This is a genomic window from Oleiphilus sp. HI0067 (genome assembly GCF_001635735.1).
In genome coordinates this window covers 30,485-48,107 of sequence record NZ_LWFI01000664.1, presented here as the reverse complement: position 1 = coordinate 48,107, position 17,623 = coordinate 30,485, and the positions used below count along the sequence as shown (strand labels likewise).

General features: G+C 44.3%; 18 protein-coding genes. 11 read left to right on the top strand and 7 right to left on the bottom strand.

From position 1 onward, the window contains the following. Positions 1-82 precede the first annotated feature (82 nt). Positions 83-985, top strand: a complete 903-nt coding sequence (locus A3739_RS07505; protein ID WP_068476385.1) for a LysR family transcriptional regulator — start codon at positions 83-85, stop codon at positions 983-985. 62 nt (positions 986-1,047) lie between these two features. Here A3739_RS07505 and A3739_RS07500 read toward each other — a convergent pair whose 3' ends face one another. From A3739_RS07500 to A3739_RS07485, 4 genes are read right to left on the bottom strand one after another with little or no spacing between them, the layout of a single operon-like run. After that, positions 1,048-1,386: a hypothetical protein gene (locus A3739_RS07500; RefSeq protein WP_068476383.1), complete on the bottom strand. Its 339-nt coding sequence runs from the start codon at positions 1,384-1,386 to the stop codon at positions 1,048-1,050. Positions 1,387-1,425: 39 nt separating this feature from the next. Then, a complete protein-coding gene (locus tag A3739_RS07495) occupies positions 1,426-1,647 on the bottom strand; it encodes a DUF2835 domain-containing protein (RefSeq protein WP_068476381.1) in 222 nt (73 codons plus the stop codon). A 17-nt stretch (positions 1,648-1,664) separates the two neighbouring features. Then, positions 1,665-2,255, bottom strand: coding sequence for a lytic transglycosylase domain-containing protein (locus A3739_RS07490; RefSeq protein ID WP_068476637.1), 591 nt, complete (start codon positions 2,253-2,255; stop codon positions 1,665-1,667). Further along, complete coding sequence (locus tag A3739_RS07485; protein WP_068476379.1) at positions 2,248-3,984, bottom strand: proline--tRNA ligase; 1,737 nt, start codon at positions 3,982-3,984, stop codon at positions 2,248-2,250. The genes A3739_RS07490 and A3739_RS07485 overlap by 8 nt, the downstream gene beginning before the upstream one ends. Before the next feature lie 156 nt (positions 3,985-4,140). On the opposite strand from A3739_RS07485, the gene A3739_RS07480 reads away from it, so the two are divergent. Beyond that, positions 4,141-4,554, top strand: a complete 414-nt coding sequence (locus tag A3739_RS07480) for a PaaI family thioesterase (RefSeq protein WP_068500914.1) — start codon at positions 4,141-4,143, stop codon at positions 4,552-4,554. Here A3739_RS07480 and A3739_RS07475 read toward each other — a convergent pair. Further along, entirely contained in the window at positions 4,540-5,694 is a 1,155-nt protein-coding gene (locus A3739_RS07475; RefSeq protein WP_068476376.1) for a GGDEF domain-containing protein, read from the bottom strand. The two genes, A3739_RS07480 and A3739_RS07475, sit on opposite strands and share 15 nt — an antisense overlap. Before the next feature lie 199 nt (positions 5,695-5,893). Between A3739_RS07475 and A3739_RS07470 the strand changes: the two genes are divergently transcribed. Further along, positions 5,894-6,382: a DnaJ domain-containing protein gene (locus A3739_RS07470; protein ID WP_068476373.1), complete on the top strand. Its 489-nt coding sequence runs from the start codon at positions 5,894-5,896 to the stop codon at positions 6,380-6,382. On the opposite strand, the gene xseA is transcribed toward A3739_RS07470, so the two are convergent. Beyond that, the gene (gene xseA, locus A3739_RS07465; protein ID WP_068476372.1) at positions 6,379-7,746 is read right to left on the bottom strand and encodes an exodeoxyribonuclease VII large subunit; all 1,368 of its coding nucleotides are present in this window, start codon (positions 7,744-7,746) and stop codon (positions 6,379-6,381) included. The two genes, A3739_RS07470 and xseA, sit on opposite strands and share 4 nt — an antisense overlap. A gap of 118 nt (positions 7,747-7,864) precedes the next feature. Here xseA and guaB point away from each other — a divergent pair, with 118 nt between their 5' ends. The 8 genes from guaB (at position 7,865) to A3739_RS30785 (ending at position 16,216) form a co-directional block, all read left to right on the top strand. After that, entirely contained in the window at positions 7,865-9,334 is a 1,470-nt protein-coding gene (guaB, locus tag A3739_RS07460; protein ID WP_068476370.1) for an IMP dehydrogenase, read from the top strand. A gap of 75 nt (positions 9,335-9,409) precedes the next feature. Next, a complete protein-coding gene (gene guaA / locus A3739_RS07455) occupies positions 9,410-11,005 on the top strand; it encodes a glutamine-hydrolyzing GMP synthase (RefSeq protein ID WP_068476367.1) in 1,596 nt (531 codons plus the stop codon). A 34-nt stretch (positions 11,006-11,039) separates the two neighbouring features. Further along, the gene (gene tadA, locus A3739_RS07450; protein ID WP_068476365.1) at positions 11,040-11,528 is read left to right on the top strand and encodes a tRNA adenosine(34) deaminase TadA; all 489 of its coding nucleotides are present in this window, start codon (positions 11,040-11,042) and stop codon (positions 11,526-11,528) included. A 70-nt stretch (positions 11,529-11,598) separates the two neighbouring features. After that, positions 11,599-12,588, top strand: coding sequence for a UDP-glucose 4-epimerase GalE (gene galE / locus A3739_RS07445; RefSeq protein WP_068476363.1), 990 nt, complete (start codon positions 11,599-11,601; stop codon positions 12,586-12,588). 4 nt (positions 12,589-12,592) lie between these two features. After that, on the top strand, positions 12,593-13,024 hold the full coding sequence (locus A3739_RS07440) for an HIT domain-containing protein (RefSeq protein ID WP_068475877.1): 432 nt from the start codon (positions 12,593-12,595) through the stop codon (positions 13,022-13,024). A gap of 4 nt (positions 13,025-13,028) precedes the next feature. Further along, entirely contained in the window at positions 13,029-14,303 is a 1,275-nt protein-coding gene (locus A3739_RS07435) for a hypothetical protein (RefSeq protein ID WP_068476361.1), read from the top strand. 4 nt (positions 14,304-14,307) lie between these two features. Next, complete coding sequence (locus A3739_RS07430; protein WP_197472161.1) at positions 14,308-15,219, top strand: alpha/beta fold hydrolase; 912 nt, start codon at positions 14,308-14,310, stop codon at positions 15,217-15,219. A 64-nt stretch (positions 15,220-15,283) separates the two neighbouring features. Further along, positions 15,284-16,216, top strand: coding sequence for a PaaI family thioesterase (locus tag A3739_RS30785; protein ID WP_068476359.1), 933 nt, complete (start codon positions 15,284-15,286; stop codon positions 16,214-16,216). Positions 16,217-16,285: 69 nt separating this feature from the next. Here the strand turns inward: A3739_RS30785 and A3739_RS07420 are convergent, their stop codons facing one another. Then, positions 16,286-17,560 (bottom strand): NADH:flavin oxidoreductase/NADH oxidase family protein, encoded by a 1,275-nt coding sequence (locus A3739_RS07420; protein WP_068476356.1) that lies wholly within the window; start codon positions 17,558-17,560, stop codon positions 16,286-16,288. Positions 17,561-17,623 lie beyond the last annotated feature (63 nt).

Genomic DNA, 17,623 nt, shown 5'->3' with positions numbered 1-17,623 from the left:
AATGAATATGTTTTCGAGCTTGAGATTAGGGTAGTCTTTGAAATAAGAGAAATTGAATGATTGCATATCAGGCATAAGAAATTTGGATATCAGAAATAAAGATATAAATCTTTTAGTGACATTTCACGCGGTATATCAAGAGTTGAATGTATCGAGAGCCGCTGAGCGTCTAGCTATTAGTCAGCCGGCTTTGAGCCAGCGTTTGAACAAACTAAGGTCAGAAATTGGTGACCCTTTGTTTGTAAAAACGCAGCGGGGTTTAACATCTACACCTAAAGCACACGAGTTAGCGCCAAAAATTGCACAGCTTGTCGATAAGCTTGAGGCTTTTTATTTGGATCTAGATGAGCAAGAGTTTCTTCATCGCGAAGATCGGATTGTTATCTACAGTACGGACTATATGGAGCAGCGTTTATTGCCAACATTGCTCCCTTATGTTCAAGAACATGCGCCTAACTTAAGTCTAGTATTCAAAAATACAATGGGGCGTTTGCCTCGATCAGAACTAGAGAATGGCTTGTGTGATATTGCGATTGCGGGGTTTTATTCTGATTTGCCTGATTCATTTCGAAATCAGTACTTAGATACTGAGACGTTCAAAGTGTTGGTTGATCGCTCAAATAGTATTGTGGGTGATCAGCTTGATTTAGAAAGTTATTTGCGTTGTCACCATTTGGTCACGACTTTAACGGGAGATTTAAACGGGAATATCGATAAAGCCTTAAAACGTATGGGTAAAAAGAGAAATGTGATTGCAGGAGTATCGAGTTTCTTATCTCCGGCAAGTGTGGTCGTGCATTCCGATTTAGTGGTGACTTGTTTGGGTACGATCGCAGAAAAGGCATGTGAGTTATACCCTTCACTGCAAGTACACTCTTTGCCTTTGCCAGATCAATCAATTCGGATTAATCAGATATGGCATGAGCGCACTCAAAATGATCCCTTGCGCCAATGGTTAAGAGCTCAGATCAAAGACTTGATTTGATCTGAGCTCATTGAAGGTGAAGTCGATAAGTTGTGAGCGCGAATTCCATTGTTCAACTGATCTTATGATTTTTTTGTACTCAGTATTTCGCGATATTTTTGCATGATAATTAGCATCACAATACTCGCTAGGCGCTCGTATATATCGCTCATATGCGCTTTATTTGGAAGGTTGTCACGTAATACGTTTTGAATGGTTTTAAAGCGATCTGAGCCTGCGTGTTGATCTTGTTCTAGTGTTTGCATAACAAGCTTCATGATCGTCCCATAATCATCGCCCCCTAAGTCATGCATAATGTTGTTTGCATGTACTTCGAGTTCATTCGTAGACATCGACTTTAAAGCTGCTACGAGCTCTTTTTCATTGAGTTTAATGATGTCGTGATGAGAAAGTGTGGTCATAGTGGTCTCTATTTTTCTGCGCTTTTAAAGGTGCTGTTGTTAGGCGATCTGAGTAATGCTTTGGAACTTGCCTTGCTCGTTAAATTGAATAGCGAATGTTCCACTGATTCCATCATGTGTGGTGAAAGAGCTTAGGATATTGGCTGGAAATTGCACGCTACGGCCATCGCGAGACATAGCCCGAACAAGCTGCGACTCTCCTCGGTAGAGCCTGAGCCATTCCTCTCTTGATATGCGTAAATCAACAATAATCTGCTGCATGTCGTGCGTGATATAGGCTAAACGTGTTTCACGAACCAGTATCGTTCCCAGAATAATAGTACTTTTTCAGGGTATTTTGTTCGGCCTAGGCTGCCATTATAGCGAGCGAGTGCTCGAATTAGATTACCTTTTTCTCGGTTAATGTAATGCTTAAGTATTGTGCATCCATAGCGTAAGTTAGTGGCTGTATCCATGAGATTGTCTTCGGTTCGACCAATTTCATTTTTCCAGAATGGCATGACCTGCATTAGGCCTTGAGCACCCACGACGGAGATAGCAAAACGCTTGAATAAGCTCTCGACATGAATCACTGATAGAACGAGTTCGGGTTCAAGCCCTGCGCGCTTTGCTTCAGAGTGCACGAGCTTCAGAAAATCAACACGCTCTTTTGGGTCTTTGATGTAACGTTTTAACCTGCTCGACATATCGACTAGCCAAACTTCCGCGTCAAAGCGATCATCAAAGCTTGATGCATCGGTGACTGCTTCTTGTAATAGCTTGGTTAGTTCGGTATCGGGTTCTTGTATGGCCCAACCAAGAACGGGCAGCCATAGTAAAATGGCCGCCAGAACAATGCGATAAATGCGATATAAAGCTTGTTTATGCAAGACCAAGCCTATTACAAATTTCCTCTACTGCACTATCGACAGAGAATTCTTGGTTTTCAGCATCTGAACGGCCTTTATATTCGAGTGTGCCGTTCTTCAGACCTCGATCACTGATCACTACGCGATGCGGAATACCTATCAATTCCATGTCAGCGAACTTGAAGCCTGGGCGCTCGTTTCTATCGTCCATTAGCACATCGATACCTTTGGCTTTAAGCGCTTCATACAGCTCTTCAGTTTTTTCTGCGACAGCTTCGGATTTATGCATATTTAAAGGCACGAGGGCGAGATCAAAAGGCGCCATAGCTTGTGGCCAGATAATGCCATTGTCGTCGTTGTTTTGCTCGATTGCAGAGGCGACGATGCGTGAAACGCCAATGCCGTAGCACCCCATTTCCATAATTTTGGCTTTACCATTTTCATCGAGCACAGAAGCATTCATGGCTGAGCTGTATTTATCTCCAAGCTTGAAGATGTGTCCCACTTCGATGCCACGCTTAATAACGAGTGACCCTTTACCGTCAGGGCTTGCATCGCCTTCAACAACATTGCGAAGGTCTGCGATTGTGTTGAGTGCGACATCTCTTTCCCAATTAACGCCAGTTAAATGGAAACCTGTTTTGTTTGCGCCGCAGCAGAAATCTGAAAGATGCGCAGCACTGCGATCCACGACTGTTAATATGTCTAAACCGATAGGGCCTAGTGAACCAACTTTTGCATTTAGTTCTTTCTCGATACGTTCTTCCGGTGCAAATTGTAACGGAGATGCGACCCCTTCAATTTTTTCGGCTTTGATATCGTTCAGTTCGTGATCGCCACGTAGAACAAGCGCTACCAAAGGCGCTTCGGCATCGTCTTCGCCTTCAGGTGCTTCGCCTAGCACAATGAGCGTTTTCACGCATTGTTCTGCGCTGATATTAAGCGCTTCAGCTACTTCAGCAATTGTATTCTGTTCTGGTGTCGCAACCTCAGCCATATCCTGACTTGGCGCATTACGCTCTCCAGTAGGTGCTAGAGCTTCGGCCATTTCTATATTTGCGGCATAGCTGCTTTCTGTTGAGAAAGCGATGTCATCTTCGCCTGAACCAGCTAGCACATGGAATTCATGAGAAGAACTGCCACCAATGCTCCCTGAATCGGCTTGTACTGGACGAAAATCAAGGCCTAATCGCTCGAATATACGAACATATGCCGCATGCATTTGCTCGTAGGTCTCGTCTAATGATTCCTTGTTTACGTGAAACGAGTAAGCGTCTTTCATGACAAACTCGCGTGCGCGCATCACGCCAAAACGTGGGCGGCGCTCGTCACGGAATTTGGTTTGGATCTGATAAAAGTTAGCAGGTAGCTGTTTGTAGCTTTTTAGTTCATCGCGAATGATGTCAGTGATAACTTCTTCGTGCGTTGGGCCAAGGCAAAAATCGCGTTCGTGACGGTCTTTAATACGAAGTAATTCTCCTCCATATTGTTGCCAGCGCCCAGACTCTTCCCATAGTTCAGCTGGTTGAACAACTGGCATCAAAAGCTCTTGTGCACCTGCTCGATCCATTTCTTCTCGAACGATATGTTCGACCTTTCGTAGCACTCGCAAGCCCATGGGGAGCCAATTGTATAAACCAGATGCGAGTTTACGAATCAAACCTGCTCGCAGCATGAGTTGGTGGCTAATAACTTCAGCGTCAGATGGGGTTTCTTTTTGAGTTGCGATAAGGAATCGGCTAGCGCGCATTTGCTGTGATTGTCCTGTAGTAGAGATAGTCAGTTAACGTGATCAAGTATTGCCATGTATGAGAGGGCAGGTGATCGTATTGCTCAATGGCGCTTATTTTAAAGAGCCTGAGACTAATCGTATAGTCTAAGTTTGAATAACAAGAGAACATTTAATATGGCCTTACAAGCAGAAGAAGTTCAAAGCTTGATTCGCGCATGGATCCCCATGGCTGAAGAAATTGATTTGCGCGTAGAAACGATTGAAGAGGGATTCTCAAGAATTCGTATCCCATTTGACGACAAAAATAAGCGCCCTGGTGGGAGTGTATCCGGCCCAGTTCTAATGGCTGCTGGTGATACCGCGATGTATGTCGCGATTTTAGGTTCTATGGGCAAGGTCGCGATGGCGGTTACGAGTAATTTGAATATTAACTTTATGCAGCGCCCAGGCGAGGAAGATATTATTGCTGAAGGTAAAATTCTAAAGTTAGGTAAATGTATCGCTTACTGTGAAGTTGATATTGTTACTTCGGAATCGAAAGAGCTAGTGGCCCATGTAACAGGGAGCTACGCATTACCGCCCAATTAACGGTACAGAAGGGTCGAGCGCTTCTTCATTGAATATGAATCGATTACGACCTTGATCTTTTGCTTCATACAACGCACTGTCTGCGCGTTTTACAAGGTCTGCGCGGTCTTGGTTTGGGTGAGGGTATGCCGTTGCACCGCCGATAGAACATGTGATTTGAACTTTCTTTTCATCATGCTCAAAGTGCAGTTCAGCTACTTTTCTGGTTAAACGTTCTGCGATTGTTGATGCGCCTTCTTCGCCAGTGTTAGGAAGTAATAATATAAACTCCTCACCGCCGTATCGTGCAACGCAATCTGCAGGGCGCATAAGTGTTTCTGACAAGCAGCTCGCGACTTTGATTAGAACTTCATCGCCAAAGATATGGCCATAGTTATCATTAATCTGTTTAAAGTAATCGAGATCTACCATCAATATGGATAGGCATGATTTCAAGCGAGCACCTCTTTGCCATTCTTTTTCAAACTCGGCATCGAAAAACATTCTGTTTTTGATTTGAGTGAGAGGGTCAGTGACGCTTAGTTTTTCAAGTTCTTTGGCGCGTTCTTCGGCAATAAGATTGTTTGAAATAGCCTGCCAATAATCATGCTCGGCTGATTTTGAGGCAATTAAAATATATCCCCATGACGTGACCATTAAGCCTGCATATAAGAGGTCATTAGCGTTTTGATTCCATAAGAAATAGATAATGCTTGGATAAAATAAAACGACTGGATAAAGTTTTCGAATGAGTGGAGAGATGCTTAAAGTGCTGGTTCCCCCCATTGCGAAGGCGGCTAGAACAATGAGCATCGGTGGCTCAATGTTCGTCAATTCGCTGTCATAGAAAATCCACGCGCTCATCAATCCCCAGTGCAACGCCGCAAGAAGAATGCTTGTTGTAAGCCACATCTCTAAGAAGTTGACGTTATGTTTGTCTACTTGTTTTCGTAGAAATAGATGGGTTAAGCGAGTGATAAATATTAAGACAATCAGACCGCTATTGATTTGGAAGAATAGAGGGCTTGATTCATGCAGATTAAGCGAGAACGCAATGGCAAACCAAACGATGGCATAAATAAAAATGCCTGGTTTTGCTCGATTTGCTAAATCATTGAATGCTTTTATACGTAGAACACTGTAATAATCTGTATCGCTCATTTGAAGAGCTATGCCTCGCTATTTTTATAATTTAGTGCTCAGCCGGTAATATTAGTGCACTTATCATGATGAGCTAAGCCCAACCGACTGATAGCGCTAAGTTTAGCATAGGCTACTAATTCGGCTGATAAGAATGGTAGATATGTGATCATGTTGGCTTGTGGTACGATTTTTCTACAATGCATTGAGGGTAGTTTCAGTGTTTCGTTTGTTGATTCCAGTGATTGTTTTGATTGCAATCATCCTATTTGTGAAAGCTTATAATTCGGGTTCTCCTCAACGAAGAAAGAAGCTTGTTTTTGGCTTTTTGTTTAGCGTGCTATTTGCTGGTGTGTTGTTTTTGACATTAACCGGTCGACTGCATTACATCGCTGCGGTTGTGACAGGTTTAATCCCTTTTGCTCGACGTATTTATCCTTTACTGCGCTATGTGCCTGTTTTACGAAGGTTCGTGTCTGAAAGAAGGAAGGGAAAGCAAGATAAAGATGAGTCTGGTGACGAACTTAAAAAAGCGACGATTACCACGAGAGATGATGCGCTCAAGGTATTGGGATTAGCTGAAGGCGCGAGCAAGCAGGAAATTGTAGATGCGCATCGTAAGCTAATGCAGAAATGTCATCCTGATAGGGGAGGCAATGATTTCTTGGCTGCGCAACTAAATCAAGCCAAAGACATCTTATTATCTTAAAAAAGTTCTTGCTGAGGGTGTTCCGTTTTCTGGACTTTTAAGCGCAACTCTCCTTCTTTGACTTTGGCGGTCAGCACTTCGTTATGTTCCACTTGATCTGGTGATACAATCGCCTTTTTTTCATTGTTCAGTAGGACGCTATACCCTCGATCCATTGTTGCTAAAGGACTGACAAGATTAAGTTTGTTGACAGCTAAGCTCAGTTGATGCTCTTGTTGGGACATAACTCTTTGTATTATGTCGGAGAGTTTTTGAGAAAGATGCTGGGTCTTGTGCTTAGCTTGAGCGAGTTGCAACTTCGGGTGGAATCGCTCTAGTCGCCCCTCTATTTTGCTTATCGATACTGCATTGTTTTGAATTTTCGTTTGCGCGGCTTGATGTAAGCGACCAACCAAATTTTCTGCGTGTAATCGTTTTTGGGCGAGTAAGTAACTCGGACTTTGCAGTCGATTACGATGCGTATTCAAGATCTGCTGAGATTGGTGAAGTTTGTTTCGCAACAAAAACTGTAATCGACGATGTTGATCATCTAATTTTTGGGTGAGCTCATACTGATCTGGTGTGATGTATTCTGCCGCAGCAGAAGGTGTGGGGGCGCGCATGTCTGCAACCATATCGGCAATGGATACATCTACTTCGTGCCCAACCGCACTCACAATTGGCAATGCACTATCAAAGATTGCACGAGCAACAACTTCTTCATTGAATGCCCATAAGTCTTCTAAAGAGCCACCTCCACGGCCTACGATCAATACATCTGCAATCTGTTTATCATTTGCGAGTTGGATTGCTTTTGCGATTTCTTGTGCAGCGCCTTCGCCTTGCACTTTGACAGGGATTAATATTATTTCCAATCCTGGAAAGCGGCGCTTCGTAACGTGGATGATGTCGTGTATGACGGCTCCCGAACGAGATGTAATGACACAAACGCGCTTAGCCATTTGAGGAATTGGTTTTTTATGCTGTCTGTCAAAAAGACCTTCTTGATTTAGCTTAAGCTTCAAAGCGTCAAATGCGGCTTGAAGTGCGCCGAGCCCAGCTGGCTCCATGCTATCGACGATCAGTTGATAATCGCCGCGACCTTCATATAGGCTGAGTTTCCCACGAACAATAACTTCATCACCGTCTTTTGGTTGGAAGCGTAGTCGTTGATTGGCACCGCGAAACATGGCACAGCGAATTTGCGCTTTTTGGTCTTTTAAAGAAAAGTACCAATGGCCTGAACTTGGTCTTGCAAGGCCGCTAAGCTCACCGCTTACCCATACTTGTGCGTAACTGACTTCAAGCATTCGTTTAACTTGGCGATTCAGTTCTGAGACGCTAAGTGCGGTCGGTTTATTGTTGGTGGCTTCTTGAGGGAGCATAGCGGGCTTATGTTGACCAGTTGGTTATGAAAAGTCTATATAAATTAGTGATTTACAGCAAGTTGCTAGGGCGACTATAATAAACCGCTTTTCTCGGCAAGGCTAAGGAATCCTCCCTATGTTGCGAATAGCTCAAGACGCATTAACTTTTGACGACGTCCTACTCATTCCTGGGTATTCGGAAGTCCTTCCCAACCAAGTGTCGCTCAAAACTCGACTCACTCGTAATATCGACCTCAATATCCCTTTATTGTCCGCGGCGATGGATACTGTTACCGAAGCGAATCTCGCGATTGCGATGGCTCAGGAAGGTGGTATCGGTATTGTTCACAAAAATATGACCGTTGAGGAACAAGCTGCAACGGTAAAAGCCGTTAAAAAATTCGAAAGTGGCGTGGTGAAAGACCCCATTACTGTATCGCCTCATAATACTGTCCGCGAAGTATTAGAGATTACTGCAGCAAACAAAATCTCAGGCCTCCCAGTTGTCGATGGCAAGGACTTACTTGGAATTGTAACTGGACGCGATATTCGTTTTGAAAGCCGTCTAGATACTAAAGTGTCAGAAATCATGACGCCGAAAGAACGATTGGTGACTGTGAAAGAAGGCGAGACAAGTGATGCCATTAAAGATATGTTGCATAAAAATCGTATCGAAAAGGTTTTGGTTGTTAATGACGACTTTGAATTAAAAGGGCTTGTCACGGTTAAAGACATTCAAAAGTCTCAAGATTATCCAAACGCAAGCAAAGATGAGTATGGCCAGCTTCGTGTTGGTGCTGCTGTTGGTACGGGTGAAGGGACAGAAGAGCGTGTTGCTGCGCTCGTTGCAGCAGGTGTCGACGTGATTGTAGTCGATACCGCACACGGTCATTCGAAGGGCGTGCTTGATCGTGTCCGTTGGGTAAAAGATAACTACCCTCAAGTTGACGTTATTGGCGGTAATATTGCGACGGCAGAGGCTGCAATTGCCTTAGCTGAAGCGGGCGCCGATGCTGTGAAAGTCGGGATTGGCCCTGGTTCGATTTGTACCACTCGAATTGTTGCAGGTATTGGCGTTCCTCAAATTTCTGCCATTGCAAACGTGGCTGAAGCCCTGCAACCACTTGGTATTCCGCTTATCGCAGATGGGGGTATTCGTTTTTCTGGTGATGTGGCAAAAGCGATTGTTGCTGGAGCTAGCACGATCATGATTGGCAGTTTGTTGGCTGGTACTGATGAGGCGCCTGGTGAGATTGAGTTATATCAAGGTCGTAGCTACAAAGCATATCGTGGCATGGGCTCATTAGGTGCAATGGGACAAGCTCAAGGTTCGAGCGATCGTTATTTCCAAGACGCGAAATCTGGTGTCGACAAACTCGTGCCAGAAGGTATTGAAGGACGAGTTGCGTGTAAGGGACCAATGACTGCTATTATCCATCAACTTATGGGCGGTTTGCGTTCTAGTATGGGGTATACAGGCAGCGCGGATATTGAAGAAATGCGCACTAAACCTGAATTTACAAAGATTACTGCAGCAGGGATGAAGGAAAGTCATGTTCATGATGTAACAATTACCAAGGAAGCGCCTAACTACCGCGTCGGTTGATAAGTAGAGTGAAGTTTTAAGTAACAACAATCGGGAGTCAGCGGCTCCCGATTGTTTTTTAAGGTATTAAAAAGTATGTCTAGTTCTGAATCTGTATCGCAAAACATTCATGCACATCGTGTGCTTATTTTAGATTTTGGTTCTCAATACACTCAGCTTATTGCTCGTCGTGTTCGTGAAATTGGTGTGTTTTGTGAGATTCGCGCATTTGATATGAGCGACGAAGAGATCAAAGAGTATCAGCCTAAAGCGATTATTCTCGCAGGTGGTCCTGAGTCTGTAACCGGCGATAACACCCCTAGAGCCCCGCAAGCTGTGTTTGACTTAGGTGTACCGGTTCTTGGTATTTGCTATGGCATGCAAACCATGGCGGAACAATTAGGTGGTCGTGTTGAAAGCTCAGAAGTTCGCGAATTTGGTTATGCACAAATTGAAGTAGTAGGTAATAGCCGTTTGTTTGCTGATGTACGCGATCATCTTGGTGAGAATGGTGAGTCTCTACTTGATGTTTGGATGAGTCATGGCGATAAAGTTGTAGAAATCCCAGAAGGCTTTGAGTTGATGGCGCTAACGCCTTCTTGCCCTGTTGCGGGGATGTGCGATGAATCTCGCAATTTCTTCGGGGTACAGTTCCACCCAGAAGTAACGCATACTCTTCAAGGTAAGCGTATTTTAGAACACTTTGTGCTCGAGATTGCGCAGTGTGATGCGCTTTGGACGCCAAGCAAAATTGTAGCGGATGCAATTGAGACGATTAGAGAGCAAGTGGGTAGTGATCACGTGTTGCTTGGTTTATCGGGTGGTGTTGATTCATCTGTTGTCGCTGCTTTATTGCACAAGGCGATTGGCGATCAATTGACCTGTGTGTTCGTTGATAATGGCTTGTTGCGTTTGCACGAGGGCGATCAAGTCATGCAAATGTTCGCGAAAAACATGGGCGTTAAAGTGATTCGCGCAGACGCGGCTGATTTATTCTTAAGTCGCCTCGAGGGCGCATCAGACCCAGAAGATAAGCGCAAGATTATTGGTAACACGTTCATCGAAGTGTTCGATGAAGAGTCAGCCAAAATCGAGAATGTTAAGTGGTTGGCGCAAGGCACTATTTATCCTGACGTTATCGAATCTGCAGCATCGAAGACAGGCAAAGCACATGTTATTAAGTCGCACCACAACGTAGGTGGCTTGCCAGAAGACATGAAGCTCAAACTTGTAGAGCCATTGCGTGAGCTGTTCAAAGATGAGGTGCGTAAGATTGGTCTCGAATTGGGCTTGCCTTACGACATGGTTTATCGTCATCCCTTCCCAGGCCCGGGTTTAGGTGTTCGTATTTTGGGTGAAGTCAAAAAAGAGTACGCGGATTTATTGCGTCTTGCGGACAATATCTTTATTGAAGAATTACACCGTCACGACTTGTACCACAAAACAAGCCAAGCCTTTGCAGTATTCCTACCAGTGAAATCTGTAGGTGTTGTTGGAGATGCGCGTCGTTATGAATACGTGATTGCGCTTCGGGCAGTAGAAACAATTGATTTCATGACCGCGCGATGGGCTCACTTGCCGTATGAGTTTTTAGAGTTAGTTTCTAATCGAATTATTAACGAAATCTCTGGTGTGTCGCGCGTGACTTATGATATTTCGTCTAAGCCACCTGCAACAATTGAGTGGGAATAATTCGTTATTCAGATCAACTAGAAAGATACTCATCATGAAAAAAGACGATGTTTTCTGGATGCAAAAGGCCTTGGCTCTGGCCGAGCAAGCTGCTGGAAATCAGGAAGTTCCTGTAGGGGCTGTTGTTGTCATAGATGATGAGATTGTAGGGCAGGGTTGCAATGCGCCAATTGGCAGTTGCGACCCGACAGCCCATGCAGAAGTTCTGGCAATTAGGGATGCCTGCGAACGTGTTGGTAATTATCGACTCCCTGAAGCGACCCTATATGTCACCATAGAGCCATGCACCATGTGCACCGGAGCGATTGTTCATGCACGTTTAAAGCGCGTCGTGTTTGGTGCTATTGAGCCAAAAGCTGGAGCGGTTGTTAGTCAGAATCAATTGTTAGATCACCCCGCGATGAATACTTCTGTTGAGGTGACACAGGGAGTGTTAGCCGAAGAGTCGAGTCGTCTTATTTCTTCATTTTTTGCTTTGCGTCGCGAAAAAAAGAAAGCTCTTAAGCAAGCTGCGAAGTCTTAGATATACTTTTATTAAGCTAGAAGTAAATAAACTCTGAATCTGTAAATTAAGTTGGAATTAAGGAAGAGCCATGAAGGTGTTGGTGACCGGAGGAGCTGGTTATATTGGAAGCCATGTTGTTAAGCAACTAGGTGAAGCTGGATACGATATTGTTGTCTTTGACAATCTTTCGACGGGATATGAATGGGCTGTGACCTATGGCGAATTGGTCATTGGTGACGTCGGTGATTTTGATAGGCTGGATGCTTTGTTTGCTGAACATAAGTTTGAAGCTGTGTTGCACTTTGCCGCAAATATTGTTGTTCCTGAGTCCGTTGAAAATCCTCTTAAATATTACGGAAATAACACGCGCAATACCCTCAATTTATTGAGTGTGATTGAAAAACATCAAACTCCGTACATGGTGTTCTCATCTACGGCTGCCGTATATGGGATGCCTGATGAGAAAGTACTGACAGAAGATATGCCTCTTGCACCGATCAATCCTTATGGTGCGTCTAAAATGATGAGTGAGCAGATGATCCGTGATTTATCATTTGCATCAAATTTGAAACACGTGATTCTACGTTACTTTAATGTCGCTGGAGCAGATCTTGATAGCAGAATTGGTCAAGCGACGCCTGAAGCAACGCACCTGATTAAAGTGGCTTGTGAATGTGTGAATGGGGCTAGATCAGGTATGAAGGTATTTGGAACGGATTACGATACCCGCGATGGAACCTGTATTCGTGATTATATTCACGTTGATGATTTGGCGAAAGCACACGTTATGGCCTTAGATTTTATGGCACAGGGTGGTGAGTCTAGTATCTTGAACTGTGGCTACGGCCGAGGCTTCACCGTAAAAGAAGTCATTGATGTAGTGAAAGCGCAATCAGGTAAAGATTTCCCTGTTGAGGAAACTGAGCGTCGTGCAGGTGATCCAGACGCGTTAATGGCAGATAACACCAAGATCAAAGAAACGCTTGGATGGGTTCCTGATCATGACAACTTAGACGTCATTGTTAAATCCGCGTTGGATTGGGAAGCTGTTTGGCAGTCGCGTCAGGAGCAAGGATAAGTCTGTGAACTTTATTTTGGATGAGCGCCTCGCTGGCGACACAGAGTTTTTAGTCGATTGGCCATTATGTCGAGTATTGCTGATGAATGATCAGCAATACCCTTGGTGCATTCTCGTACCAAGAGTGATGTCTGATAACGATGATGTGATGAAAGAGCTGTATGAGTTGAGCGACGATCAGCGTGCTCAATTTGATGCAGAATCAGTGTTTTTGTCGAAAACTTTGATGCAATACTTTCAGGGTGAAAAACTAAACATAGCGGCCTTAGGGAATGTCGTTTCACAGTTACATATCCATCATGTCGTTCGTTTCAAAAATGACATAGCTTGGCCTGCTCCTATATGGGGGCGTCACTCGGTAAAGCCATATGACGACGCAGCGCTCACAGATCAAAAAGAAGCCTTAATCAATTTGCTAAAGCCTGCATTCGCATAGTCCTTTGGCGCTAACTATTCGAACTCGTTATCTGCAACGACACGCTGAGCCCGAAAGCTTAGCGTTTTCTCAAGAGTCTGATGTTCTTCAGCTCGATTCAGACCTTGTAACTGGTTTTGTTCTTCCTATCTATGATGAGTCTGTTAGCGCATTAACGCGCTTTTTAGATATGCCACGAACAGATAACCTGATTAGTGTTTGGGTGTTTAATGCTCCTAAGGGCGGGGCTGAAGATGCTCGTCGACGAACTGAAAGCGCGCTTTCTCATTTTATCGATGCCCTTGAGATGCAGCGTTTAAATCCACATATTTATCTTGCAAGGTTAAATGATTGGCATCGATTAATAATCATTGATCACTGCGCTCAAACTCGTCTATTACCTGCTAAAAAAGCAGTAGGCTTGGCGCGAAAAATTGGGGCAGATATAGTTATCGCGCAGCTCTCAAACCATATACCTACTTGGCTGTATTTTAGTGATGCTGACGCTATCTTGCCCTCAGATTATTTTGACCTCCCATCTTTTGAAAGCCGTCCTAGTGCATGTGTTTTAGGTGTTGAACATCAGGCAGAGAAGGGGCTAGCTAGGGAAAGCGCTTTGTATGATTTTAAACTGCATTATGTCGCTGAACGCTTGAAAGCATCAGGGTCTCCTTACGGATATATAGCGCTTGGTTCGATCATAGTGATTGATGTGGACGATTACTGTCGGGTTCGAGGTGTACCTAAAAAATCAGCTGGAGAAGACTTTTATCTGCTCAATAAACTGGCCAAATTACATGGTGTTGAAAGTATAGAATCTCCTGTTGTGAGTGTGGCTGGCAGATTAAGTTCACGAGTCCCCTTTGGTACTGGCCAAGCCTTGGAAAAAATGAAGCATGAGCACAACCAAGGCGATGACTACGGCTTCGATTCTCCTAAGACATTCGCAGATCTTAAGTACTTATATGATTCCTTAGAACAGGCGATTTTATTGGGTGAGATGGAGCGTATCATGCCGAGTTTTATTGGCGCTTTATCCAAAAACACTAAACTATTGGACACGCTGAAATACTTAGGCTTTGATACGTTTTGTCAGCATGCTCATCGTCAAGTGAATACACCAAGCCAATTTGAGAGTGCCTTTCACCAGTGGTTTGATGGTTTTTTAACACTAAAATTTGTGAACCATTACCGCTCGCATTATTATCCTCCTGTTTCTTTAGAGTCGCTGGATGCGATTAGCAATGAAATGACTCATTCATTGAAAAAGAAATATCAGGCATTAATCACTCATAGGTAGTCACTTGGCCCAACAAGTCTCTTCGTATATTCATGGTTTGGAACCATGGCAATACACCGTCTCTGCAGGCTTTACTTTGCGTGGACATTACACCCCTCCAACTGGAAAACCGGTGATTCATTTTCTTCATGGCAATGGATTTAACGGCTTGGTGTATGAAAAGTTCCTAGGGCCCTTGAGTAAACATTTCGATATCTTTTTGAGTAATGCGCAAGGACATGGCGATAGTGACGCAGGAGTTCGTCCTTTTACTGATTGGGATGATAGTGCATCTAGCTTTACTGAAGTGTGGCAGCACTATTCAACCTTATGGGCTGATGTGGAGCGAATAGGGATAGGCCATAGTTTTGGAGGTGTGAACACGTTATTGATGACACAGATCGACCCAAAGCTATTCACGAAAGTATTTTTGTTAGATCCAATTATTGGGTCGAGATCGTGGTCATATGCGGCGAATGGCTTACGCATGTTGGGTCTGTCAAAGCACTTTCCCCTGGCAAAACAAGCGCTTGTTCGCGGTACGTATTGGCCTGACGAAGAAGCATTATGGAATTACTTTTATCAACGCGGCACTTTCAAAGGCTGGGATGATGATTGTTTACGCTCCTACCTTAATCATGCGATAAAATCAGATGAAAACGGTGGTTTTTCACTGAAATGTCCGCCGAAAATAGAGAGTAATATTTTCTCGAGTTACTCGAACTCGGTTTGGTCTTCTCTAGCTGCCTTGGGTATACCTGTGCACATGATTTATGGCTCACGCACGTATGACTTTGTGCGTGCCAACTTGCCTAAGCTAGCGCGCCAATATCCCTTTGTAGAAGCAAGCAAAACCATTGGCGGGCATTGTTTTATGTTTGAACAGCCCGAGCAATCCAGTGAATTGCTGCTTTCTCTGCTTGGGTATGATGCTTAAGCCTTATTATTTGTGACGAAGTTCACTATAATCCTGCCTTTCTCAAACAATGGTTGTATAAAGAATGCGTGACGAAAGTATTTTGTTAGGTCAGGTCGAAGGGTTTATTTCTGTTTTGGCTCAATGCCAGGCGCTCGGAATTACCGTAGCTTCGGCACGCGAGAATGAATTAATCTTAGAACTTCCTTATACAGAGAAAATTATTGGTAACCCTGATACTGGTGTTATTCATGGGGGGGCGATTACTACCCTAATGGATACAGCTGCCGGCGCAGGGGTTTTATGTGCATTGCCAGAGTTTGAGCTCTGTCCAACTTTAGACTTACGTGTTGATTACATGCGTTCAGCACGACCTGATCAACCCGTATATGCGCGCGCTAGTTGTTATCGCGTCACTAAAAATATCGTATTCATGCGTTGTGAAGCTTACCAAGTTGATCGCACTGTCGCGCATTGTGTGGCCACGTTTATGCGCATGGGTGCCAAAGGTATTCCATCTTTGGAACATATGACCAAAGGCACTCAAATACCCGAATTTACTTTCAATGAGAACACACGATCGCAGGTTAGCTTAAAGGACCTTCGTGCATCAGCACTCGCAACGAAAGATTTCGAACCACTGATTTCTGCTATCCCTTATGCGTCTTATATTGGGGTGGAATTAGATGGAGAACCAGCCGCAGGATTTTACAAGTTAAATCGTCAGCCAAGTAATATAGGAAACCCTATTTTGCCAGCGATTCATGGTGGTGTATTAGGTGGCTTTATGGAAATGGCGAGCATGCTGCATTTGCTAGCCACGCAACCTGGGGGCGTGATTCCTAGGATTATCGATTTTTCGATCGATTATCTACGTGCCGGTCTAGATAGAGATACTTTCGTCCACTGCGAAGTGACTCGTCAGGGAGGGCGTGTTGCGAATGTGGAAGTGCATGCATGGCAGCAAAGAAGAGAAAAGCCTATTGCCTTAGCGCGTGCCCATTTCTTATTGGAATAACAACCTCCAAATTTTTATGAGCGCTGCTTAAGTTCAGCGCTCATATGTTTTCGATTATAAGGCTTCTCGTTAACCAAATTTTCTTCGCATGTTTAGTTTGAAGTCATTCTTCATATGACGAAGGAAATAACGCACCGTTGTAGTCTTAGGATTTGGCTCCTTGCCTTTCGCTAGCAGAATCATCTGCCAGTAATAAAAACCAACCGCGCCGAAGCTATTGATCGCTTTAATGAGATCAGAGCGACTATTATTTCCCCAAAAGCCTTTGCCGAGAACAAGTTGATGTTCATAGTCGTCTAGACTGTCAATCTTTGATTCAATCAGATCGCGTGGACAGTTTACTTGCGTGCAAAGGGGGCGTGCCAAACCAATCACATCGAGTTCTTTATCCGCAAGCGCTTTCTCCATAACAGAGCGTGATCGGAACCCGCCTGTTACCATCAATGGAATGTTGGCAGCCTCGCGAATGCGTTGTGCATATTCAATAAAGTAGGCTTCTCGCTTGCGCGTGCTCTCTCTGACCTCTGTGGGTTCAACCCCCATAAGACTCAGTTGCTCATACGTGCCGCCTGAAATCTCAAGTAAATCGACGCCGTCTTCGCCGAGCCATTTGGCAACTTGAACGCACTCTTCGAAGCTAAATCCATCTTTTTGGAAATCAGCAGAATTAAGCTTCACTCCGATTGGATATTCTGCGCCGACCTTTTCTCGCACAGCTTTGATTATAGCTCTAAGTAAGCGAGCTCGGTTCTCGATGCTTCCGCCCCATTGGTCTTGGCGTTTATTTACTTTCGGAGACAAGAACTGGCTGAGTAGATACCCATGCGCACTATGTATTTGAATCCCTTTAAAACCGGCTTCTTTGCAGAGTTCAGCTGAACGAGCGAAGCGTTGAATGACGTCTTGAATGTCCGCTTCAGTCATCGGCTTTGGCTTGCCAAAATTACCAAGCATTTCTAGGTGGACATCAGAAGGCGATAAAGGCGTACTGTTGACTAGTTTGGGGCACTGTCGACCCGGGTGATTCAACTGTACCCAGCAATGATTGCCATCTTCTTGGCTTGCTTTTGCCCAAGATTTGAAACGATCTAAATCTTTATCGTCTTCTAGTACAACATTTCCCGCACGTTCAAGATACCGGCGATCGACTTGGACATTACCCGTAATGTGGAGGCCTGCGCCACCGTGTGACCAACGGCGATACAAGGTTTCAAGTTCTTTTCCTGGCAAGTCACCTTTCTCGGCTAAGCCTTCGGTCATTGCGCTTTTGGCAATTCTATTAGGCAGAATGGCTCCGCAAGGGAGAGTTAATGATTCACCGATTAATGACGTGTTCGCAGACATAAAAGACAGTACCGTTTTATTGTTGTATGACAAAAGACAATTACGCGACAGAGTGTCAACTTG